Source organism: Enterobacter sp. 200527-13, from assembly GCF_027924865.1.
Lineage (GTDB): Bacteria > Pseudomonadota > Gammaproteobacteria > Enterobacterales > Enterobacteriaceae > Enterobacter > Enterobacter ludwigii.
Genome location: NZ_BSCM01000001.1, coordinates 622,982 through 645,734 on the forward strand (window position 1 = coordinate 622,982; position 22,753 = coordinate 645,734).

A 22,753-nucleotide genomic window follows, 5' to 3' on the forward strand; every position below is an offset into this window, starting at 1 on the left:
TTAACTACTTTCATGCGCAGTGAGGAGTGAATATTCATGAAACAAACCGTTTATACCGCCAGTCCTGAAAGCCAGCAGATCCACGTCTGGCGTTTAAATACCGAGGGTACCCTCACGCTGGTTCAGGTTGTTGATGTGCCAGGTCAGGTGCAGCCGATGGTTATCAGCCCGGATAAACGTTTCTTGTACGTGGGTGTGCGCCCGGAGTTTCGCGTGCTGGCCTACCGCATCTCGCCGGACGACGGCGCACTGACTTACACTGCGGAAGCACCTTTACCGGGCAGCCCAACGCATATCTCCACCGATCGCAAAGGCAACTTCATCTTCAGCGGCTCTTACAATGCGGGCTGTGTCAGCGTAACGCGCCTGGAAGCGGGCCTACCGGTTGAAACCGTGGAGGTGGTTGACGGGCTGGAAGGATGCCACTCGGCGAATATTTCTCCGGATAACCGTACGCTGTGGGTCCCTGCGCTGAAACAGGATCGTATCTGCCTGTTTACCCTGAGCGATGACGGTCACCTGGTGGCGCAGAATCCTGCAGAAGTGACCACCGTTGAGGGCGCGGGCCCGCGCCATCTGGTGTTCCACCCGAACCAACAGTACGCCTATGTGGTGAACGAGCTGAACAGTTCTGTGGACGTATGGGAACTGAAAGATCCTAACGGCAAGATTGAGTGCGTGCAGACGCTGGATATGATGCCGTCTGACTTCTCTGACACCCGCTGGGCGGCTGATATTCACATCACACCGGATGGGCGTCATTTGTATGCCTGCGACCGTACCTCCAGCCTGATTACGGTATTCAGCGTTTCTGAAGACGGTAGCGTGCTGGCGATTGAAGGTTTCCAGCCTACCGAAACCCAGCCACGCGGGTTTAATATCGATCACAGCGGTAAATACCTGATTGCGGCGGGGCAAAAATCCCACCACATCGCGCTGTACGAAATCAAAGGTGCGCAGGGGCTGCTGGAAGAGAAAGGGCGTTACGCCGTCGGCCAGGGGCCAATGTGGGTGGTGGTAAACGCACACTAAAAGGCTTAAAACAAAAAACCTCGCAAATGCGAGGTTTTTTTATGCCCGGTGGGCACCGGGCGAGTACAGCAAAAGACATCAACGCATTCTTTTATTGCTTAGGCTCAGCAACCACTTTGCTACCCAGACCGCGGTTGTTGTATTCCCACATGCGGTTGAAGTTAGCGTCATTCAGGTTGCGCTGCACGTTACCTTTATCATCCACGCTACCGGTATTGCCGGAGAAAGGACGTTTGGAGATAGCGGCATCGGCCCATGGCTTAGCCATGTTGAAACCTTCGTTGATCACGCTATCACGAATAACAACCTGACCGTTGGTGGCAGAGTCCACATCCAGCGAGCGGCCCAGCTGCGCGACGCCGTCACCGGACGCGTTAAAGCGGCTGTTAACGGCCAGGAAGCCGTAGAACAGGTTAGATTGCGTGGCCGGGGCAAACACATAACCTTCCTGCTGAGTGCGTGAATTCACCACGCGGAAATCGGTGTTCTCAAACACTACCGCGCCGCGACCGGAGACCAGATCCACGTCACCTTCAACGTAGCTGTTAGTGACCAGCGTACGGGTCAGACGGTTATTCTGCAGCGTGTTCTGAACACCGCTGTTTGTCACAAAGAAGGTGTTCTGACGGCCGAGAATATTCACGTTGTTGATCTGCACCTTATCGCCATCGCTACGCAGTGCAACGGCCTGGTGGTTACCGGCATCCACGCTATCGCCCAGGGTATTCTGAATGGTCAGGTTCTGCAGCTGCAGGCCATTATTCTGAGACCAGACGACCGCAGAACACATCACGCCGATGGTAGCTGCACGCTTGCTCTGGCAGTTGTCAAACATGTACCACGCCGGTTTGCCAGGCATGTATTTACCCGCCGGGTTGACCAGGCGACGCCAGGTGTTGCTGTCGATTTCAGAATCAATCGCCAGACCAATTTTCACGTCGACCGCTTTCTCGCCTGTCCCGTAAAGGGTGATGCTGCCCGGTGCTGCCGGAACGTAAACGGTGCCTTCATATTCCCCAGGCAGGATCGCGATGTACTGGCGAGAGGCGCTGTGTTTGGTGATAGCCGCGTCAACCGCAGCCTGAATCGTTGTGTGCGTCACGCCCTGCGTGCCTGCCGGACCGACAACGAAGTCAGGTTGTTTCGGCAGGTTAATAGAAGACGGTGTCCACGGCGCAGCGTTAGGGTCCATCGCCGAGAAGTAGTGCGCACGGTCAAAGTTCTTCGCTTCATCAGCGGACAAAATCGGGCGAGAGGCGGTACCCGGTGCAACCTGCTCAGAAGGCTGCTGGTCCGGTGGGGTAGAACTGCATGCGGATAATGTCACGCCAAAGGCGAGCGCTAACGCCAGACGGGAAATCCTGGAAATGTTCAAGGTAAAGCTCCTGGGTATGCAAGTCTTAACGGGATAGACGAAATAGCCTGCTTTTTTATACTAAGTTGAGCGAAACGGGAAGATAAAAAGGGTAAAAGATGCATTTTTTACCCGCGGGAGGCGGGAAAGTCATCACAAATAAATAACATTTTCCGCCAGAGCGGTTGACAGCAGGGGGCAGATGAAAATAAATGTCTATACAACCCATGACAAGTGGAATGCCCATGCAGCAGCTTCATCCCGACGATGTAATATGGCGCAATGCGCGACTGGCGACAATGATCCCGGACGACAGCACGCCTTATGGCCTGAAAGCGCAGCACGCCCTGGTGGTGCGCGGCCAGACGATTCTGGCCGTTATTCCCGAATCCGACATCCCTTCCGGCCACCGTCACTGTGTCGATCTGCACGGTCGTCTGGTCACCCCCGGGCTGATTGACTGCCATACCCACCTGGTGTTCGGTGGCGATCGTGCGGCAGAGTGGGAGCAGCGTCTGAACGGCGTCTCTTATCAAACCATCAGCGCGCAGGGCGGCGGGATTAACGCGACCGTGACGGCGACGCGGAGCAGTTCGCCCGAGACCCTGCTCAGGCTGGCGCAACAGCGTCTGCAGCGGCTGATCGATGAAGGGGTGACCACGGTTGAAATCAAGTCGGGATATGGTCTCAACGCCGAAGCGGAAGAGAAGATGCTGCAGGTCGCCCGCCAGCTGGGCCAGAACAATCCGGTAGAGATCAGCCCAACGCTTCTGGCTGCGCATGCGGTTCCGGCGGAATACCGCCACGACGCGGACGCGTATCTCACCAGGGTGTGCGAGCAGATGATGCCCACGCTGTGGCAAAAAGGCTTATTCGAAGCCGTGGATGTGTTTTGCGAAAATGTCGGCTTCACGCCAGCGCAAACCGAGCGGCTTTTCCGCGCTGCCACTGCCCTGGGGATTCCGGTCAAAGGACACGTGGAACAGCTTTCAAATCTTGGCGGCGCGGCGCTGGTCAGCCGCTTTAAGGGGCTTTCCGCCGATCATATTGAATATCTCGACGATGACGGTGTTCAGGCGATGGCGCACAACGGCACGGTTGCGGTATTACTGCCGGGGGCGTTCTATTTTCTTCAGGAGCGCCAGCGTCCGCCGGTTGAACAGCTCAGAAAAGAGGGCGTTCCCATGGCTGTCGCCACCGACTATAACCCCGGCACCAGCCCGTTCGCGAGTATTCATCTCGCGATGAATATGGCCTGCGTGCAGTTTGGCCTGACGCCTGAAGAGGCCTGGGCTGGCGTGACGCGACATGCTGCCCAGGCGCTGGGACGCGGGGCCACGCACGGGCAGCTGCAGGCTGGATTCGTGGCTGACTTTGTCGTCTGGGATGCACATCACCCGGTCGAAATGGTCTACGAGCCGGGACGCAATCCGTTGTATCAACGTATTTTCCGTGGGGAGAGCGTATGAGACTCTGGCGGCCGGTTGCCGAGACCGTCTGGCAGGGGCGTGACGACAGCGCCGAGGCCAGCAATGCAAAACGTATTTTTCAGACCCTGCGACAGATGCCGGTATTTACCCCTCAGTCATCCGGCATCGCTTTGATAGGGTTTGAATGTGATGAAGGGGTAAAACGCAATCAGGGCAGGCCCGGCGCCGTACAGGCCCCGGAGGTGCTTCGCAAAGCGCTGGCGAACATGGCAAGTCATCATGGACATGACCGGCTGGTGGATATGGGGTCGGTATATGTCGAGGGCGATAACCTGGAAGCGGCTCAGCGGGCGTTAAGCAATGCCGTGCAGGCCTGCCAGCAGTCCGGCATGCGTACGCTGGTTTTTGGCGGGGGACACGAGACCGCCTGGGCGCATGGCCGCGGGGTTCTGGATGCTTTCCCGAACGCGCGCGTGGTGGTGATAAACCTGGATGCACACCTTGACCTGCGCAAGGCGGACCACGCGACCTCCGGCACGCCGTTTCGTCAGCTGGCACACTACTGTGCGGAACAGGCGCGCGATTTTCAGTATGCCTGCCTGGGCGTCAGCCGGGCGGCGAACACGCAGGCGCTGTGGGATGAAGCTGAGCGACTAAACGTCACGCTGGTGGAAGACCTTCATTTCAGGCGAGATGCGTTATCGGCTCTGGACAAGATTCTGGCCCAGGCCGACCGCGTTTACCTCACCATTGACCTCGATGTTTTGCCTGCTGGCGAAATGCCAGCCGTCTCAGCGCCCGCGGCGTTAGGGGTACCCGCGCTGGATCTTCTGCCGGTGATTGAACATATCTGCCGCAGTGGAAAACTGCAGGCTGCCGATCTGGTAGAATTTAACCCGCAGTACGATCGGGACGGACAGGGGGCAAAGCTTGCCGCCCGTCTGGCCTGGCAAATTGCTCACTGGTGGGCATAACAACGTTTAAGGAGTCAGGATGTTTTCACGCTCACCGCTGTCGCAGTCCAGCCCTCCCGCGCCTTTCTATGAAAAGGTGAAGCAGGCCATCAGCGAAAAAATCGCAACCGGCGTCTGGCGGCCGCACGATCGCATTCCGTCCGAGGCCGAACTGGTCGCACAGTTTGGTTTTAGCCGAATGACCATCAACCGGGCGCTGCGCGAGCTGACCGATGAGGGCCTTCTGGTGCGTCTGCAGGGGGTCGGAACCTTCGTCGCGGAGCCGAAAGGGCAATCGGCACTGTTTGAGATCAGAAGTATTGCCGATGAGATAGCCTCGCGTAACCATCAGCACCACTGTGAAGTGCTGGTGCTCGAAGAGACACAGGCCAGCGCCGAGCAGGCCGTGGAGCTGAATGTCAAAGAGGGAAGCCGCATCTTTCATTCCGTGATGGTGCATTATGAAAACGACATCCCGGTGCAGATTGAAGATCGCTGCGTGAACGCCGATCGGGTGCCCGAGTACCTGGATCAGGATTACACCCAGACCACGCCGCATGCCTATCTTTCGCTCATCGCGCCGCTGACGGAAGGGGAACACATCGTGGAAGCGGTTCGCGCTACGCCGCAGGAGTGCGAACTGTTGCGGATCAAAGAGCACGATCCTTGCCTGCTCATTCGTCGCCGTACCTGGTCTTCGTCGCATATTGTGTCGCATGCCAGACTGCTGTTTCCGGGAAATCGATACCGGCTGCAGGGCCATTTCATGTCGTAAGGGTCATACGTTTTAAAAGCGTGATAGCTAACGCAATATAACAAAATTGTATCTTTTTTGTTAAATCCGACCTTGTGTGTGCTTGTCTATACAAGTATATCTGAATACATCATCTGTCCCGTATGAGGAGCACACAATGTCGTCAGGTAAATACCGCCAGCAGGATGTCCGCGCCGCGCGCGGCACCACACTCACCGCCAAAAGCTGGCTCACCGAAGCCCCGCTGCGCATGTTGATGAATAACCTCGATCCTGAGGTCGCGGAGAACCCCCACGAGCTGGTGGTGTATGGCGGCATAGGCCGCGCCGCGCGCAACTGGGAGTGCTATGACGCGATTGTTGAATCCCTGACTCATCTGGAACATGACGAAACCCTGCTGGTGCAATCCGGCAAACCGGTCGGCGTGTTCAAAACCCACAAGAATGCACCGCGCGTGCTGATCGCCAACTCTAACCTTGTCCCGCACTGGGCGACCTGGGAACACTTTAACGAGCTGGACGCCAAAGGGCTGGCGATGTATGGCCAGATGACGGCGGGAAGCTGGATCTACATCGGCAGTCAGGGGATTGTGCAGGGCACCTACGAAACCTTCGTGGAAGCCGGTCGCCAGCACTATAACGGTTCGCTGAAAGGCCGCTGGGTACTGACCGCCGGTCTGGGGGGAATGGGGGGCGCACAGCCGCTGGCCGCGACCCTTGCCGGTGCCTGCTCCCTGAACATTGAATGTCAGCAGAGCCGCATTGATTTCCGACTGCGTACCCGTTACGTCGATGAACAGGCTGAAAACCTGGATGACGCGCTGGCACGCATCAAAAAATACACGTCAGAAGGCAAAGCGATGTCGATTGCGCTCTGCGGCAACGCGGCTGACATTCTCCCTGAACTGGTGGCCCGTGGTGTACGCCCGGATCTCGTCACCGACCAGACCAGCGCGCACGACCCCCTTCACGGCTACCTGCCATCGGGCTGGACGTGGGAAGCGTACCAGCAAAAAGCCGAAAGTGACCCGGAAGGCACGGTGCTCGCCGCTAAACGTTCCATGGCGGAGCACGTGAACGCCATGCTGGCCTTTAGCCAGATGGGCATTCCGACATTTGATTACGGCAACAATATTCGCCAGATGGCGAAAGAGATGGGCGTGAGTAACGCCTTCGACTTCCCGGGGTTTGTGCCTGCCTATATTCGTCCGCTGTTCTGTCGCGGTATTGGTCCGTTCCGCTGGGTGGCCCTGTCCGGCGACCCGGAAGATATCTACAAAACCGACGCCAAAGTGAAGGAGATCGTCGCCGACGACGAACATCTGCACCACTGGCTGGATATGGCTCGCGAGCGCATTAACTTCCAGGGCTTGCCGGCGCGGATCTGCTGGGTCGGGCTGGAGTGGCGACAAAAACTGGGTCTGGCCTTTAACGAAATGGTGCGCAGCGGTGAAGTCTCCGCGCCGATTGTTATCGGACGCGACCATCTCGACTCGGGCTCTGTTGCCAGCCCGAACCGTGAAACCGAAGCCATGCGCGACGGCTCCGATGCCGTTTCCGACTGGCCACTGCTGAATGCCTTACTGAATACCGCCAGCGGGGCGACCTGGGTGTCGCTGCATCACGGTGGTGGCGTAGGAATGGGCTTCTCCCAGCACTCGGGAATGGTCATCGTGTGTGATGGTACGGATGAAGCGGCAGCGCGTATCGCTCGCGTGCTGCATAACGACCCAGCAACCGGCGTAATGCGCCACGCGGATGCCGGTTACGATATTGCGATTGAATGTGCCAAAGAGCAGGGCCTGAACCTGCCGATGATCCCTGCCACACAAGGAAAGCATTAATGAACGCCTTAACCCTCACTCCCGGCTCACTGACGCTCAAACAGCTGCGTAACGTCTGGCGTCAACCGGTCACGCTCTCACTTGATGAAAGCGCCCACGCCGCGATTAACGACAGCGTTGCCTGCGTTGAAGCCATTATTGCCGAAGGACGTACCGCCTACGGCATCAACACCGGATTTGGTCTGCTGGCGCAGACGCGTATCGCCACGCACGATCTGGAAAATTTACAGCGCTCGCTGGTGCTTTCGCATGCGGCGGGTGTCGGTCAACCGCTGGATGATGACATTGTCCGCCTGATGATGGTGCTCAAAATCAACAGTCTGGCACGTGGGTTCTCCGGAATTCGCCTCAGCGTGATCGAGGCGCTGATGGCGCTGGTGAATGCGGAAGTCTATCCGTGGATCCCGGCAAAAGGTTCCGTCGGTGCATCCGGCGATCTTGCGCCGCTGGCCCATATGTCGCTGCTGCTGCTCGGTGAAGGTCAGGCTCGCTGGAAGGGCGAGTGGCTCCCTGCGAAAGAGGCGCTGAAAAAAGCCGGGTTAACCCCGATAACGCTGGCGGCGAAAGAAGGGCTGGCGCTGCTTAACGGGACCCAGGCCTCGACGGCGTTTGCGTTGCGTGGTCTGTTTGAAGCCGAGGATCTTTTCGCCTCCGCGGTCGTGTGCGGTGCGCTGACCACCGAGGCGGTGCTTGGCTCACGTCGTCCGTTTGACGCCCGTATCCACGAGGTGCGCGGCCAGCGCGGGCAGATTGACGCCGCGGCGATGTACCGTCACCTGCTGACCGAGACCAGCGATATTGCAGACTCTCACCATAACTGTGACAAGGTACAGGATCCGTATTCGCTTCGCTGTCAGCCCCAGGTGATGGGAGCCTGTCTGACGCAGCTGCGCCACGCGGCAGAAGTGCTGCTGGTGGAGGCGAATGCGGTGTCTGATAACCCGCTGGTGTTCGCTCAGGAAAACGAAGTGGTCTCCGGGGGAAATTTCCACGCCGAGCCTGTGGCGATGGTGGCGGATAATATCGCGCTGGCGATTGCGGAAGTGGGGGCCTTATCCGAACGTCGCATCGCGCTGATGATGGATAAACATATGTCCCAGCTGCCGCCGTTCCTGGTCCGCAACGGCGGGGTCAACTCCGGATTTATGATTGCCCAGGTGACGGCCGCGGCGCTGGCGAGCGAGAACAAGGCCCTGTCGCATCCGCACAGCGTGGACAGTCTGCCAACGTCAGCGAACCAGGAGGATCATGTCTCGATGGCCCCGGCCGCTGGACGTCGTCTGTGGGAGATGGCCGCCAACACCCGTGGCGTGCTGGCGGTGGAATGGCTGGCCGCATGTCAGGGCGTTGATCTGCGTGAAGGTCTGAAGTCCAGCCCGCTGCTGGAACAGGCGCGTCATCTGCTGCGTGAACAGGTCGCGCATTACGATGATGACCGTTTCTTTGCGCCGGATATTGATAAAGCGATCGCGCTGCTGGAGAAGGGAAGCCTGGTGGGCTTACTGCCTTCGGTGCTCTAAGATTTGCCCGGTGGCCCGGACACGTACAGGCCACCGGTTTTTTTACGAATACATCGCCGTGATCGATGCGCTGCCCAGCGAATGAAAATGGACGTTAAAGCCGACCATTGCGCCACTCGCGCCCTCATCCACCTCAATCTTGTCCACATCCAGCGCGTGAACCGTGAAGATATAGCGGTGCGTTTCCCCTTTTGGCGGCGCGGCGCCACCGTAACCCGCTTTGCCAAAATCGGTTCGGGTCTGGATAGCGCCTTCAGGCAGCGCCACCAGGTCAGAGCCGGAACCTTGCGGCAGAACGCGCGTATCCGCAGGCAGGTTCGCCACTATCCAGTGCCACCACCCTGAGCCTGTAGGGGCATCCGGGTCATAGCAGGTGACAACAAAGCTTTTGGTTCCCGCCGGAACATCGTCCCACGCCAGATGCGGAGAGATATTATCCCCCTGATAACCCATGCCGTTAAAAACGTGGCGTTCAGGCAGTTTTTCCCCGTCGCGCAGATCTTTACTGATGATTTTCATACGATTTACCTCGGTACCCGATTATGCAAAAAGTGTAATGCATAAACAGAGTACCGACGTTAACGCTCAGGGTTAAATCGCAAAATGTGCGGGAATGTTAACGGCGTCAACTACCGCAGCCGTTAACTGACGTAGCTGAGCCGGCGAGATAACATAAGGCGGCATCAGATAGATAAGCTTGCCGAAAGGACGCACCCACACTCCCCGTTCCACGAAGAAACGCTGCAGCGCCGCCATGTTAACCGGATGGGGGGTCTCAATCACGCCGATGGCACCCAGCACGCGCACATCCGCCACGAATTCAGCCGCTGACGCTGCGCTCAGCTCCTGGCGAAGCTGCGCTTCAATCGTCGCGACCTGCGTTTGCCACTCGCCGCTCTCGAGAATGGCCAGGCTTTCGCTCGCCACCGCGCAGGCCAGCGGGTTGCCCATAAACGTTGGGCCGTGCATAAAGCAGCCCGCGTCGCCGTCGCTGATGGTGTCGGCAACGTGGCGCGTTGTCAGCGTGGCGGACAACGTCATGGTGCCGCCGGTCAGCGCTTTACCCAGACACAGAATATCCGGTGCGATCCCCGCATGCTCGCAGGCGAACAGCTTGCCGGTGCGGCCAAAGCCGGTGGCGATCTCATCGGCAATCAGCAGAATGCCCTCGCGATCGCACATCTTACGAATGCGTGTCAGCCATGCCGGGTGGTACATCCGCATCCCGCCTGCACCCTGCACAACCGGCTCAAGAATAACGGCGGCAATCTCATGGCGGTGGGCAGCCATCAGCCGCGCAAAACCGACCATGTCCATTTCATCCCACTCCCCGTCAAAACGGCTTTGCGGTGCCGGGGCAAAGAGGTTCTCTGGCAGATAGCCCTTCCACAGGCTGTGCATGGAGTTATCCGGATCGCACACCGACATCGCGCCGAACGTGTCGCCGTGATAGCCGTTGCGGAAGGTGAGGAACCGCTGGCGGGTCTCACCTCTGGCGTGCCAGTACTGCAGCGCCATTTTCATCGCCACTTCCACGGCAACAGAACCGGAATCTGCAAGGAAAACGCACTCCAGCGGGGCCGGGGTCATCGCGACCAGACGCCGGCACAGGTCAACCGCAGGCTGATGGGTGATACCGCCAAACATCACGTGCGACATCTGGTCAATCTGCGCTTTCATCGCCGCATTCAGACGCGGGTGGTTATACCCGTGAATAGCCGCCCACCAGGATGACATGCCGTCCACAAGCGACTCACCGCTGCTCAGGGTCAGTTCGCACCCGTGAGCCGAGGCGACCGGGTAAACGGGGAGGGGGCGGGTAGTGGAAGTGTAAGGGTGCCAGATATGCTGCTTGTCGAAGGCGAGATCGTCCTGGGTCATAATCGACTTGTAAACCATTTTGAAAAGTTTTAGGTTTACGAGTATAAACCGATCTGAAAATTAACAAAACCCTTTGGAGAAGCCCCATGGCTCACCACGCACGCTGGACGATGTCGCAAGTTACTGAATTATTCAATAAACCTTTCCTTGAGCTGATGTTTGAAGCCCAACAGGTGCATCGTCAGCACTTCGATCCACGCCATGTGCAGGTCAGTACGCTGCTGTCGATCAAGACCGGCGCATGCCCAGAAGATTGCAAATACTGCCCGCAGAGTGCGCGCTATAAAACCGGGCTTGAATCTGAACGTCTGATGGAAGTGGAGCAGGTACTCGACTCCGCCCGTAAGGCGAAAAATGCAGGCTCAACCCGATTCTGTATGGGCGCGGCATGGAAAAACCCGCACGATCGCGACATGCCGTATCTGGAGCAGATGGTGAAAGGGGTGAAAGAGATGGGGCTGGAAGCCTGCATGACCCTTGGCACGCTGAACGAAGAGCAGGCGCAACGCCTTTCCGCAGCAGGGCTGGATTACTACAACCACAACCTCGACACCTCCCCTGAATTTTACGGCAATATCATCACCACGCGGACCTATCAGGAGCGTCTCGACACGCTGGATAAAGTGCGTGACGCCGGCATCAAAGTCTGTTCAGGCGGGATTGTGGGACTGGGCGAAACGGTGAAAGACCGTGCGGGTCTTCTGCTGCAGCTGGCGAACCTGCCCACACCGCCGGAGAGCGTGCCGATCAACATGCTGGTGAAAGTTAAAGGTACGCCACTGGCGGATAACGAAGACGTGGATGCATTTGATTTTATCCGCACCATTGCGGTGGCGCGAATCATGATGCCAACCTCCTACGTGCGCCTCTCGGCGGGTCGTGAACAGATGAGCGAACAGACGCAGGCGATGTGCTTTATGGCCGGGGCCAACTCCATCTTCTACGGCTGCAAACTGCTGACCACCCCGAACCCGGAAGAGGATAAAGACGTCCAGTTGTTCCGCAAGCTGGGGCTGAACCCGCATCAGACCGACGTCCTGACGGGGGATAACGAGCAACAGCAGCAGCTGGAGCAGCAGATTTTCAACGCCGATACTGACCAGTTCTACAACGCGGCAACCGTATGACCTGGCAGGCACGTATCCATTCTGCGCTCGAAGAACGGCGGGCGGCAGATGCCTTTCGCGTTCGCAACGTGGTAGAAAACGGCGCAGGCCGTTTTCTCACCCGCGAGGGCCGGCAGTTTTGCAATTTCTCCAGCAATGATTATCTCGGGCTGAGCCAGCACCCGGCAATCGTCCGCGCCTGGCAGCAAGGCGCGGAGCGGTTTGGCGTCGGCAGCGGCGGTTCGGGGCATGTCAGCGGCTACACCACGGCACATCAGGCGCTGGAGGAGACCCTTGCCGACTGGCTGGGGTATCCGCGTGCGTTGCTGTTCATTTCAGGTTTTGCCGCTAACCAGGCGGTCATCACCGCGCTAATGGGCAAGGACGACCGCATTGTTGCCGACCGCTTAAGTCACGCCTCGCTGCTGGAAGCGGCAAGTTTAAGCCCTGCGCAGCTCCGCCGCTTTGCCCATAACGATGCGGCTCAGCTTGCTGGCCTGCTCGATAAGCCCTGCACCGGACAGCAGCTGGTAGTAACAGAAGGGGTGTTCAGCATGGACGGCGACAGCGCACCGCTGCGTCCGCTGCATGAGACGGCGCAGCGACAAAACGCCTGGCTGCTGGTTGATGATGCGCATGGTATTGGCGTGATGGGTGAGGAAGGGCGCGGTAGCGTCCATCAGCAAAACGTGAAGCCGGAACTGCTGGTGGTGACTTTCGGGAAAGGTTTTGGCGTGAGCGGGGCGGCCGTGTTGTGCAGCGAGTCTGTCGCCGACTATCTGCTGCAGTTCGCCCGTCATCTCATTTACAGCACCAGTATGCCACCCGCACAGGCCGTGGCGCTGTCTGCATCACTGGCGGTGATCCGCGGCGCTGAAGGCGCGGAACGACGGGCGCGTCTGGCGGAACATATCCGGCGTTTTCGCCAGGGGTTACGCCATCTCCCGTTCCAGAGCACCGATTCGCAGAGCGCAATCCAGCCGGTGATGGTGGGGGAAAACGGTCTGGCTCTCACGCTGGCGCAGACGCTTCGCGAGCGGGGGATATGGGTGACGGCTATTCGTCCACCAACCGTACCGCCAGGCACTGCCCGGCTGCGTCTGACGCTCACGGCGGCGCACGAAGCAGAGGATATCGAGGCACTTCTGGAGGCGCTCCATGACACCCGTGAATAAACAGGCGATCGCGGCGGCATTTGGCCGGGCCGCGCGCAGCTATTCGCAGCACGATGAACTCCAGCGTCAGAGCGCGCAGGGGCTGCTTGCTTTACTCAACGAGACCCGGTTCTCTCAGGTGCTGGACGCCGGGTGTGGCCCGGGTGCCAATAGCCGACACTGGCGTGCGGCCGGCAGCGAGGTGACGGCTATCGACCTGTCGCCCGATATGCTCGAGGAGGCCCGTCAGCAGCAGGCCGCACACCACTATCTGGTTGCCGATATTGAGTCCATTCCGCTGCCGGATGCGCGGTTTGATCTGGTCTGGAGCCATCTGGCGGTACAGTGGTGCAGTAGTCTCCCGCAGGCATTAAACGAGCTTTATCGCGTGGCGCGCCCGGGCGGATGCGTGGCCTTCACCACGCTGCTGGAAAGCTCTTTACCGGAGCTCAATCAGGCGTGGAAAGCGGTGGATGAACAACCTCACGCTAACCGTTTTTTGTCGCACGAGCAGGTCATCCACGCGCTGGCGGGATGGCGCTATCGCTGTGCTGAGCAGACCATTACGCTGAATTTCGACGATGCCTTCAGCGCCATGCGCTCCCTGAAGGGCATTGGTGCGACCCATCTGCATGCGGGGCGTGAAAAGAAACCTCTTACCCGCGGCCAGTTGCAGCGTCTTGAGCTGGCGTGGCCGCAGCAGCGGGGGCAGTTCCCGCTCTCATATCAACTTTTTCATGGGATTATTGAACGTGACTGAACGTTATTTTGTCACCGGAACAGATACCGAAGTGGGCAAGACGGTTGCCAGCTCAGCGCTGCTGCAGGCGGCGCGCATGCAGGGAAAAACCACCGCCGGATATAAGCCTGTCGCCTCCGGCAGCGAGATGACGGCGCACGGGTTACGCAATACCGACGCGCTGGCGCTCCAGCGTAACAGCACGCTTGAACTTGCCTATTCAGCGGTGAATCCGTACACCTTTGCCGAGCCCACCTCGCCGCATATTATCAGCGCCGATGAAGGTCGCCCGATTGATTTTGCCGTGCTTTCTGCCGGGTTACGCGCCCTTGAACGTCAGGCTGACTGGGTACTGGTGGAGGGCGCCGGTGGCTGGTTTACGCCACTTTCGGCGGACCAGACCTTTGCTGACTGGGTGCAAATCGAGCAGCTGCCGGTAATTCTGGTGGTAGGGGTCAAACTCGGCTGTATCAACCATGCGATGCTGACTGCCCAGGCCGTTCAGCAGGCCGGGCTGCGCCTGGCCGGCTGGATAGCCAACGACGTGGTTGCGCCGGGCAGGCGACATCAGGAGTATCTGGCAACGCTGAAGCGGGTGATTCCTGCGCCGTTTCTTGGGGAGATCCCGTGGCTGGCTGACACTGCCGGGTGCGCTGAAACCGGGCATTACCTCGATCTCAGCGTCTTGCCTCCAGCGACATCCAGTGGGCGATAAGCTCGTCATCCAGCTCGTTAACGTGGCCCTGGGCCACGTTACGCCCGCGATACAGCATACAAAAGCGCTCCGCGACCCGGCGGATAAACGACAGCTGCTGCTCAGCTAACAACACCGTCATTCCCAGTTCCCGGTTTAACCGCACCAGCAGCTGGCTCAGCTTCTGGGCGAAGCTGTGGCCCGCGCCATGCATCGGTTCATCCAGAATCAGCATCCGCGGACGGATGACCAGCGCATTGGCCAGCGCCAGCTGATACTGGTCGTCTGGCGAAAGCGTGTTGGCCCGGGATTGTCGCAGCGCATAGAGTTCCGGAAAGAGGTCGTAAACGTCACTTTTCGCTTCAGGGTCAGGTTTCCCTGTCGCCCGCATGGCGATATGCAGATTTTCATCAATGGTTAACTGGGAGAAAATCCGCCTGTCCTGCGGGACATAGCCTATTCCCGGGCCAGCGAAGGGTTCTGGCGTCTGGCTAAGCAAATCTCGCGGCGGTGCACCGGCTTCGTGCCAGATGATGGTGCCGCTGTCGACAGGCACTTTCCCGGCGATGCAATTCATCAGGGTCGTTTTGCCCATCCCCGGCAGGCCAACAACACCTGTACACATGCCTTTGGGAAAATCTAAATCCACGTTCCATAGCGTATGTTGGCTTCCGTAAAACTGGTTAACTGCACGCAGACTCAACATCTTTCTCTCCTTAAAAATCTGTGTGGGTGAGGCTCATTGTGGGATGTGCAAAACTCCTGCCAGAAACCCTAAATTGATTAAAAAAGAGACTTTTTTAGGAATTCGTCCTGGATAAGCGGTGTGTGATTACCCCCTTTGCACATCCGCGGTGCCGGACGTGATGAGTTGTGGTGCACGGTTAAAATGGTGGAAATGTGAGCAAGATCGCATCGGTTGGTTATGAATGACACAACTGTTTATCAGCAAAAAATAGCTATAAAAAATTTTTGCTGCCGTTTCGTGGGAAAAGTCGGGAATTTGCTGAGCGGCGGTCTGCACGGGCTGGAAGCAGTTATCCACTATTCCTGTGGATAACCATGTGCATTAGAGTTAGAAAACACGCGATAAGCGAGAGAAGACGCGGGTTACGACCAAATTGGCGCGAAACGCGGCTTTAGAAAATATCGCTTAATATTTAATTGGTTAGATAAAAGCAATTGCCGTAATGAAAGTGTCACCTGTTGCCATAAAACTATCATTACCTGGCTTGACAAATGTTAAAAAAGAAAAAGTTCTGGGGATAACCCGTCCTGACTGGTGTTTTATGTTGTCACGGTCCAAATTTTGACCACTATCGCGCTAATCACCCTGCCGGTACTCTAAATATCCTGACATGCTACTGGTTTTTCATCCAGTGTTTTTTACTGGCATTCCTGGCAGCAACGAGTAAAATTACTCACCTGCCGCTTATAACGTCATCAGGTTGTCGCCCATGAGTAAACCGTTCAAATTGAATTCTGCATTCCGTCCTTCCGGCGATCAGCCTGAGGCGATCCGACGTCTCGAAGAGGGGCTGGAAGATGGGCTGGCGCACCAGACGCTGCTGGGGGTAACCGGTTCGGGCAAAACGTTTACGATTGCCAACGTTATCGCCGATCTGCAGCGCCCCACGATGGTGCTGGCCCCAAACAAAACCCTGGCCGCTCAGCTTTACGGCGAGATGAAAGAGTTCTTCCCGGATAACGCCGTGGAATATTTTGTCTCCTACTACGATTACTACCAGCCTGAAGCGTATGTCCCGAGCTCTGACACCTTCATTGAGAAAGATGCCTCGGTGAACGAACACATTGAGCAGATGCGTCTGTCGGCGACGAAGGCGCTCCTTGAGCGTCGCGATGTGGTGGTGGTGGCGTCAGTGTCGGCTATCTACGGTCTGGGCGATCCGGATCTCTATCTCAAGATGATGCTGCACCTGACCCAGGGGATGATCATCGATCAGCGCGCTATTTTACGCCGTCTGACAGAGCTGCAGTACACCCGTAACGATCAGGCGTTCCAGCGCGGTACCTTCCGCGTGCGCGGCGAGGTGATTGATATCTTCCCGGCAGAGTCGGACGATATCGCCCTGCGCGTTGAGCTGTTTGACGAAGAAGTTGAACGCCTGTCGCTGTTTGACCCGCTGACCGGCCACGTCGAGTCGGTTGTTCAGCGCTATACCATCTACCCGAAAACGCACTACGTGACGCCACGCGAGCGTATCGTGCAGGCGATGGAAGAGATCAAAGTTGAACTGGCAGACCGCCGTAAGGTGCTTCTGGCGAATAATAAGCTGCTGGAAGAGCAACGCCTGAGCCAGCGCACCCAGTTTGACCTGGAGATGATGAACGAGCTGGGCTACTGCTCCGGTATCGAAAACTACTCACGTTTCCTCTCCGGGCGTGGTCCGGGCGAGCCACCGCCGACGCTGTTTGATTATCTGCCGGCAGACGGTCTGTTGGTGATCGACGAATCTCACGTGACTATCCCGCAAATTGGCGGGATGTATCGCGGTGACCGGGCGCGTAAAGAGACGCTGGTGGAGTATGGTTTCCGTCTGCCATCGGCGCTGGATAACCGTCCCATGAAGTTTGAAGAATTTGAGGCGCTGGCACCGCAAACTATCTACGTCTCGGCTACGCCGGGCAACTACGAGCTCGAAAAATCGGGCGATGAGGTGGTTGACCAGGTGGTGCGTCCGACCGGGCTGCTGGATCCGATTATCGAGGTGCGTCCGGTCGCCACTCAGGTTGACGATCTGCTGTCAGAAATCCGTATCCGCGCGGCCATCAACGAGCGCGTGCTGGTAACGACGTTGACCAAGCGCATGGCGGAAGATCTCACCGAGTATCTTGAGGAGCACGGTGAGCGGGTGCGTTACCTCCACTCGGATATCGATACCGTCGAGCGTATGGAGATCATCCGCGACCTGCGTCTGGGCGAGTTTGACGTGCTGGTGGGTATCAACCTGCTGCGAGAAGGCCTGGATATGCCAGAAGTCTCGCTGGTGGCGATTCTGGATGCCGACAAAGAGGGCTTCCTGCGTTCTGAACGCTCCCTGATCCAGACCATTGGCCGTGCCGCGCGTAACGTTAACGGTAAAGCGATCCTTTACGGTGACAAAATTACCCCGTCAATGGCGAAAGCAATTGGCGAAACGGAGCGTCGTCGTGAGAAACAGCAGCGTTACAACGAAGAGCACGGCATTACGCCGCAGGGCCTGAACAAGAAAGTGGTGGATATTCTGGCGCTGGGTCAGAACATTGCGAAGACCAAAGCGAAAGGGCGCGGGAAGGCGCGTTCAGTGGTTGAGCCGGATACCGTCGAGCTGACGCCAAAAGCGCTGCAGCAGAAAATCCACGAACTGGAAGGACAGATGATGCAGCATGCGCAGAACCTCGAATTCGAAGAGGCCGCGCAAATCCGCGACCAGCTGCATCAGCTGCGCGATCTGTTTATCGCCGCCTCCTAGGTAAAAGCAAAATGACAGCCGCAGGCTGTCATTTTTTTAGTGTTTGCACTCTCCCGTGGGAGAGAAGTTGGGTGAAGGCATAATCTCTATCCCAGGTCCTGAATCGCCTTCTCCAGCGCTTCACGCAGCAGGTGACGGTCGTGACGATATTTGATATCGCTCGCTTCCAGCGGCTCCTGCACCACTACGCGATCGCCAATTCCTGATACATCAACTTTCGGGCCGACCACCACGCCATCGATGATTTTCTTCCCGACGTACAGCTCCATCAGATTCAGTTTGTCCGCCAGCGACAGGCTGGCCGCCGCCGGGCTCAGCTCACGGCCTAAATTGCCGATGTAAACCATGGGGGCGGGTGTTCTGCGCAGGGCCTGTGCCAGCTCTTTGACCAGTAAAATGGGCATCAGGCTGGTGTAAAAACTGCCCGGCCCAATCAAAATCAAATCCGCTTCGCCGATGGCCTCAATGGCTTCACGCGTGGCGGGCACGCTTGGGTAGGTCATCAGCTCTTTTGGCGGCACGGTAAGCTGGTCGATGTTCACTTCGCCATAAACCTCGTGCCCTTCCGCATCAATCGCCATCAAATCGACCGGTTGTTCGGACATTGGGATCAGGAACGCGTCAACCTTGAGCAGGTTTCGGATCAAATTGATGGCTTCCAGCGGGCGTACTGACAGGTGATCCAGCGCTTTAAGCATCAAATTTCCAAGGTTATGCCCGGAAAGTTCGCCGTTACCGCCAAAACGGTACTCAAACATCGCCGACGCGACGCTCGGCTCGGTAATTAACTGGTTTAGACAATTACGCATATCGCCCCAGGCGATACCCCCTTCCGCGCGTCGAATACGCCCGGTGGAGCCGCCATTATCCGTGGTTGTCACTATCCCTGTCAGCCTTGAGCCAAGTGAGGACAGAGAAGACATCACTCGCCCCAGACCATGGCCTCCGCCAAGAGCGACAACACGGTCAAGATCCGCAAAAGTGCGATTGCGCATACACATTCCTTATCACGTTCGATCTGCGTAACACTACCCTAACTACCCCTAAAAGACGATGCCTCACCCGGCGCAAAATGACGTATATCAATGTGAATATGCTGTTTTTAGGTATTCTGTAGCGAAAATACACGATTATGTCGTTATGTACATTGTTATATAGCGTTAAGTGATAATGGCGAAGGGAAGATTTCCGCGCTACTATCGCCATAACCACGTTTTCAAATTTGAAAACATACACTCGAGCCCTGGCGCCTGTGTCGAAAGATATGGCGTCCTGGCCGTGGCGAATATGCCACCAGGGTACAGAAAGAAATGACTGTGCCTCCCGTCTCTGGAAAGGTGTACATGGCTTCACAACTTACTGATGCATTCGCGCGTAAGTTTTTTTACTTACGTCTGTCGATTACCGATGTGTGCAACTTCCGTTGCACCTACTGCCTGCCCGATGGCTACAAACCGGGCAGCGTCACCAATAACGGCTTTCTCTCCGTGGACGAAGTGCGCCGCGTCACGCGCGCATTCTCTGAACTCGGCACGGAAAAGGTCCGCCTGACCGGAGGGGAACCCTCTCTGCGTCGTGATTTCCCCGATATCATTGCTGCGGTGCGTGAGAACGATCGTATCCGTCAGATTGCGGTCACCACCAACGGGTACCGCATGGCTCGCGACGTTGCGGCCTGGCGCGACGCGGGCTTAACCGCCATCAACGTCAGCGTGGACAGCCTCGATGCCCGCCAGTTTCATGCCATTACCGGCCAGGATAAATTCCGCCAGGTGATGGATGGAATTGACGCGGCGTTCAGTGCCGGGTTCCAGAAGGTCAAAGTCAATACGGTGCTGATGCGTGACGTCAACCATCACCAGCTTGATACCTTCCTGGCGTGGATCAAATCCCGCCCCATCCAGTTGCGTTTTATCGAGCTGATGGAAACCGGCGAGGGCAGTGAGCTGTTCCGTCGGCATCACATCTCCGGGATGGTGTTGCGAGATGAGCTGCTGAAACGCGGCTGGATCCACCAGATCCGTCAGCGCAGCGACGGCCCGGCGCAGGTTTTTTGTCACCCGGATTACGAAGGGGAAATCGGGCTTATCATGCCGTATGAGAAAGACTTCTGTGCCAGCTGTAACCGTCTTCGCGTCTCCTCCGTTGGTAAGCTGCATCTGTGCCTGTTCGGGGATGGCGGTGTCGACCTTCGCGATCTGCTGGCGGAAGACGCCCAACAGGCCGCGCTTGAAGCGCGGATTTCTGAAGCTCTGACGCACAAAAAACAGACCCACTTCCTGCATCAGGGCAACACCGGCATTACTCAGAACCTGTCCTACATTGGCGGGTAATCAGGCTTAAGAAGGAACCAGAAGATGAGTCAGGTTAGCGCGGAATTTATCCCGACACGCATTGCTATTCTTACCGTTTCCGACCGCCGCGGTGAAGAGGATGACACCTCCGGCCACTGGCTGCGCGATGCGGCACATGATGCCGGGCACAGTATTGTTGATAAGGCGATCGTGAAAGAGAACCGTTATGCCATTCGTGCCCGGGTCTCTCAGTGGATTGCCAGCGATGAGGTGCAGGTGGTGCTGATCACCGGTGGCACCGGTTTTACCACAGGCGACCAGGCTCCCGAGGCGCTCGTCCCGCTGTTTGACCGGGAAGTGGAAGGCTTTGGTGAAGTGTTCCGCATGCTCTCGTTTGAAGAGATTGGCACCTCCACGCTGCAGTCGCGTGCGGTGGCTGGTGTGGCGAACGGCACGTTGATTTTTGCCATGCCCGGCTCGACAAAAGCGTGTCGTACCGCGTGGGAAAATATCATTGCACCGCAGCTGGATGCCCGTACCCGTCCGTGTAATTTCCATCCCCATTTAAAGAAATAAGTTATGTCGCAACTGACCCACATTAACGCCGCTGGCGAAGCACATATGGTGGATGTCTCCGCCAAAGCCGAAACGGTGCGTGAGGCGCGTGCTGAAGCCTTCGTGACCATGTTGCCAGAGACCCTGGCGATGATTATTGACGGCAGCCATCACAAAGGCGACGTCTTTGCCACCGCCCGCATCGCCGGGATCCAGGCTGCGAAACGCACCTGGGACTTAATTCCGCTCTGCCACCCGCTGATGCTGAGCAAGGTGGAAGTCAACCTGCAGGCGCAGCCGGAGCACAACCGCGTGCGCATCGAGTCGCTCTGCCGCTTAACCGGGAAAACCGGGGTTGAGATGGAAGCCCTGACGGCGGCCTCTGTCGCCGCGTTAACTATCTATGACATGTGCAAAGCAGTGCAGAAAGATATGGTGATTGGCCCGGTTCGTTTGCTGGCGAAAAGCGGTGGTAAATCCGGTGATTTTAAGGTGGACAGCCATGATTAAGGTGCTCTTTTTTGCTCAGGTCCGCGAGCTGGTGGGCACCGACAGCCTGACGCTTGATGCCCCGTTTGACACCGTTGCCGACCTGCGTGCGCATCTTGCCACGCAAAGCGACCGCTGGGCGCTGGCGCTGGATGAAGGCAAGCTGCTGGCCGCGGTTAACCAGACGCTGGTGGAGCTGACCCATCCGCTGACGGCCGGGGATGAAGTGGCCTTCTTCCCGCCGGTGACAGGGGGCTAAGATGGCTGAAACCCGAATTCTGGTAGGTCATGACCGTTTCAGCGTTGGTACAGAATATGACTGGCTGGCAGAGCGTGACGAAGACGGTGCGGTTGTCACCTTCACCGGCAAAGTGCGTAATCATAATCTCGGCGACAGCGTAAAGGCGCTGACGCTGGAGCACTATCCGGGCATGACGGAGAAATCCCTCGCGGAGATCGTCGAACAGGCGCGTGGCCGCTGGCCGCTCGGGCGAGTGACGGTTATCCACCGTATTGGTGAAATGTGGCCTGGCGAGGAAATCGTTTTTGTCGGCGTGACCAGTGCCCATCGTAGTAGCGCGTTTGCCGCAGGGGAGTTCATTATGGATTACCTCAAAACCAAAGCGCCATTCTGGAAACGTGAAGCGACGCCGGAAGGCGACAGGTGGGTTGAGTCGCGTGACAGCGACAAAGAAGCCGCCAGTCGTTGGTAGTCGGTTTGCGTGGATGTGTTAGTCTTAACGTGTGTGTCTACTTAATCAGGAGTGAATCATGGACCGATTTCCGCGTTCCGATTCAATAGTACAGCAGACCCGTACCGGGCTGCAGACGTATATGGCTCAGGTTTATGGCTGGATGACGGTCGGTTTACTGCTGACCGCTTTTATCGCATGGTATGCAGCCAACACGCCTGAGCTGATGATGTTTATCTTCTCAAGCAAAATCACCTTCTTTGGGCTGATCATCGCGCAACTGGCGCTGGTCTTTGTTCTCTCCGGCCTGGTGCAGAAGCTGAGCGCCGGAATGGCGACCACGCTGTTTATGCTCTATTCGGCACTGACGGGGCTGACGCTCTCCAGCATCTTCATCGTGTATACCTATTCCTCCATCGCCAGCACGTTTGTGGTCGCTGGCGGGATGTTTGGTGCGATGAGCCTCTACGGCTACACCACGAAGCGTGACCTGAGCGGTTTCGGCAGCATGCTGTTTATGGGGCTGATTGGGATTGTGCTGGCGTCGCTGGTAAACCTGTGGCTGAAGAGTGAAGCGCTGATGTGGGCGGTGACCTATATCGGGGTGGTGATCTTCGTCGGTTTGACGGCCTACGACACTCAGAAGCTGAAAAATATTGGCGAACAGATTGACGTACGCGACAGCTCAAACCTGCGCAAATACGCGATTCTGGGCGCCCTGACGCTATATCTGGACTTCATCAACCTGTTCCTGATGTTGCTGCGTATTTTAGGCAACCGTCGTTAAGGG

At 57.4% G+C, this 22,753-nt stretch carries 22 protein-coding genes and 1 riboswitch; of the genes, 17 read left to right on the forward strand and 5 right to left on the reverse strand.

What is annotated here, in order from left to right:
- The first annotated feature begins 36 nt into the window (after positions 1 to 36).
- Entirely contained in the window at positions 37 to 1,032 is a 996-nt protein-coding gene (gene pgl / locus QMG44_RS02950; RefSeq protein ID WP_014169206.1) for a 6-phosphogluconolactonase, read from the forward strand.
- Positions 1,033 to 1,123: 91 nt separating this feature from the next.
- On the opposite strand, the gene QMG44_RS02955 is transcribed toward pgl, so the two are convergent.
- Positions 1,124 to 2,407 (reverse strand): putative acyl-CoA thioester hydrolase, encoded by a 1,284-nt coding sequence (locus QMG44_RS02955; protein ID WP_014169207.1) that lies wholly within the window; start codon positions 2,405 to 2,407, stop codon positions 1,124 to 1,126.
- Positions 2,408 to 2,631: 224 nt separating this feature from the next.
- Between QMG44_RS02955 and hutI the strand changes: the two genes are divergently transcribed.
- The 5 genes from hutI (at position 2,632) to hutH (ending at position 8,886) form a co-directional block, all read left to right on the forward strand.
- Positions 2,632 to 3,855, forward strand: coding sequence for an imidazolonepropionase (gene hutI / locus QMG44_RS02960; RefSeq protein ID WP_086532775.1), 1,224 nt, complete (start codon positions 2,632 to 2,634; stop codon positions 3,853 to 3,855).
- Positions 3,852 to 4,790, forward strand: a complete 939-nt coding sequence (gene hutG / locus QMG44_RS02965; protein WP_086532774.1) for a formimidoylglutamase — start codon at positions 3,852 to 3,854, stop codon at positions 4,788 to 4,790. The genes hutI and hutG overlap by 4 nt, the downstream gene beginning before the upstream one ends.
- A gap of 19 nt (positions 4,791 to 4,809) precedes the next feature.
- Positions 4,810 to 5,544 carry a histidine utilization repressor gene (locus QMG44_RS02970; RefSeq protein WP_014169210.1) on the forward strand — a complete coding sequence of 245 codons (735 nt, stop codon included), beginning with the start codon at positions 4,810 to 4,812 and terminating at the stop codon, positions 5,542 to 5,544.
- A gap of 136 nt (positions 5,545 to 5,680) precedes the next feature.
- Positions 5,681 to 7,366, forward strand: coding sequence for a urocanate hydratase (gene hutU / locus QMG44_RS02975; RefSeq protein ID WP_047743872.1), 1,686 nt, complete (start codon positions 5,681 to 5,683; stop codon positions 7,364 to 7,366).
- On the forward strand, positions 7,366 to 8,886 hold the full coding sequence (gene hutH, locus QMG44_RS02980; RefSeq protein WP_032677716.1) for a histidine ammonia-lyase: 1,521 nt from the start codon (positions 7,366 to 7,368) through the stop codon (positions 8,884 to 8,886). The genes hutU and hutH overlap by 1 nt, the downstream gene beginning before the upstream one ends.
- A gap of 42 nt (positions 8,887 to 8,928) precedes the next feature.
- Here hutH and QMG44_RS02985 read toward each other — a convergent pair whose 3' ends face one another.
- Positions 8,929 to 9,405: a kinase inhibitor gene (locus QMG44_RS02985; RefSeq protein WP_014169213.1), complete on the reverse strand. Its 477-nt coding sequence runs from the start codon at positions 9,403 to 9,405 to the stop codon at positions 8,929 to 8,931.
- A 72-nt stretch (positions 9,406 to 9,477) separates the two neighbouring features.
- Positions 9,478 to 10,767 (reverse strand): adenosylmethionine--8-amino-7-oxononanoate transaminase, encoded by a 1,290-nt coding sequence (gene bioA, locus QMG44_RS02990; protein ID WP_404997232.1) that lies wholly within the window; start codon positions 10,765 to 10,767, stop codon positions 9,478 to 9,480.
- 86 nt (positions 10,768 to 10,853) lie between these two features.
- Between bioA and bioB the strand changes: the two genes are divergently transcribed.
- From bioB to bioD, 4 genes are read left to right on the forward strand one after another with little or no spacing between them, the layout of a single operon-like run.
- Positions 10,854 to 11,894 (forward strand): biotin synthase BioB, encoded by a 1,041-nt coding sequence (gene bioB / locus QMG44_RS02995; RefSeq protein ID WP_014169215.1) that lies wholly within the window; start codon positions 10,854 to 10,856, stop codon positions 11,892 to 11,894.
- Positions 11,891 to 13,048: an 8-amino-7-oxononanoate synthase gene (gene bioF, locus QMG44_RS03000; RefSeq protein ID WP_079231255.1), complete on the forward strand. Its 1,158-nt coding sequence runs from the start codon at positions 11,891 to 11,893 to the stop codon at positions 13,046 to 13,048. The genes bioB and bioF overlap by 4 nt, the downstream gene beginning before the upstream one ends.
- Positions 13,032 to 13,787, forward strand: a complete 756-nt coding sequence (gene bioC / locus QMG44_RS03005; protein ID WP_014169217.1) for a malonyl-ACP O-methyltransferase BioC — start codon at positions 13,032 to 13,034, stop codon at positions 13,785 to 13,787. The genes bioF and bioC overlap by 17 nt, the downstream gene beginning before the upstream one ends.
- Complete coding sequence (gene bioD / locus QMG44_RS03010; RefSeq protein ID WP_086532772.1) at positions 13,780 to 14,481, forward strand: dethiobiotin synthase; 702 nt, start codon at positions 13,780 to 13,782, stop codon at positions 14,479 to 14,481. Before bioC ends, bioD begins: the two co-directional genes overlap by 8 nt.
- On the opposite strand, the gene QMG44_RS03015 is transcribed toward bioD, so the two are convergent.
- Positions 14,444 to 15,166, reverse strand: a complete 723-nt coding sequence (locus tag QMG44_RS03015) for an ABC transporter ATP-binding protein (protein ID WP_086532771.1) — start codon at positions 15,164 to 15,166, stop codon at positions 14,444 to 14,446. The two genes, bioD and QMG44_RS03015, sit on opposite strands and share 38 nt — an antisense overlap.
- A gap of 751 nt (positions 15,167 to 15,917) precedes the next feature.
- Here QMG44_RS03015 and uvrB point away from each other — a divergent pair.
- On the forward strand, positions 15,918 to 17,933 hold the full coding sequence (gene uvrB / locus QMG44_RS03020) for an excinuclease ABC subunit UvrB (protein ID WP_020884934.1): 2,016 nt from the start codon (positions 15,918 to 15,920) through the stop codon (positions 17,931 to 17,933).
- 86 nt (positions 17,934 to 18,019) lie between these two features.
- Here the strand turns inward: uvrB and yvcK are convergent, their stop codons facing one another.
- Positions 18,020 to 18,928: a uridine diphosphate-N-acetylglucosamine-binding protein YvcK gene (gene yvcK, locus QMG44_RS03025; RefSeq protein WP_086532770.1), complete on the reverse strand. Its 909-nt coding sequence runs from the start codon at positions 18,926 to 18,928 to the stop codon at positions 18,020 to 18,022.
- A 226-nt stretch (positions 18,929 to 19,154) separates the two neighbouring features.
- A riboswitch (molybdenum cofactor riboswitch) is annotated at positions 19,155 to 19,289 on the forward strand.
- Between yvcK and moaA the strand changes: the two genes are divergently transcribed.
- The 6 genes from moaA (at position 19,277) to QMG44_RS03055 (ending at position 22,750) form a co-directional block, all read left to right on the forward strand.
- A complete protein-coding gene (gene moaA / locus QMG44_RS03030; RefSeq protein WP_032677720.1) occupies positions 19,277 to 20,266 on the forward strand; it encodes a GTP 3',8-cyclase MoaA in 990 nt (329 codons plus the stop codon). (Overlaps the previous riboswitch by 13 nt.)
- A 24-nt stretch (positions 20,267 to 20,290) precedes the next feature.
- Complete coding sequence (gene moaB / locus QMG44_RS03035; RefSeq protein WP_020884931.1) at positions 20,291 to 20,803, forward strand: molybdenum cofactor biosynthesis protein B; 513 nt, start codon at positions 20,291 to 20,293, stop codon at positions 20,801 to 20,803.
- Between the two features lie 3 nt (positions 20,804 to 20,806).
- Positions 20,807 to 21,292, forward strand: coding sequence for a cyclic pyranopterin monophosphate synthase MoaC (gene moaC, locus QMG44_RS03040; RefSeq protein WP_008501142.1), 486 nt, complete (start codon positions 20,807 to 20,809; stop codon positions 21,290 to 21,292).
- Complete coding sequence (gene moaD, locus QMG44_RS03045; RefSeq protein ID WP_086532769.1) at positions 21,285 to 21,530, forward strand: molybdopterin synthase sulfur carrier subunit; 246 nt, start codon at positions 21,285 to 21,287, stop codon at positions 21,528 to 21,530. Before moaC ends, moaD begins: the two co-directional genes overlap by 8 nt.
- A gap of 1 nt (position 21,531) precedes the next feature.
- Positions 21,532 to 21,984, forward strand: coding sequence for a molybdopterin synthase catalytic subunit MoaE (gene moaE / locus QMG44_RS03050; protein WP_014169225.1), 453 nt, complete (start codon positions 21,532 to 21,534; stop codon positions 21,982 to 21,984).
- Between the two features lie 58 nt (positions 21,985 to 22,042).
- On the forward strand, positions 22,043 to 22,750 hold the full coding sequence (locus QMG44_RS03055) for a Bax inhibitor-1/YccA family protein (protein WP_014169226.1): 708 nt from the start codon (positions 22,043 to 22,045) through the stop codon (positions 22,748 to 22,750).
- Positions 22,751 to 22,753: the final 3 nt, after the last annotated feature.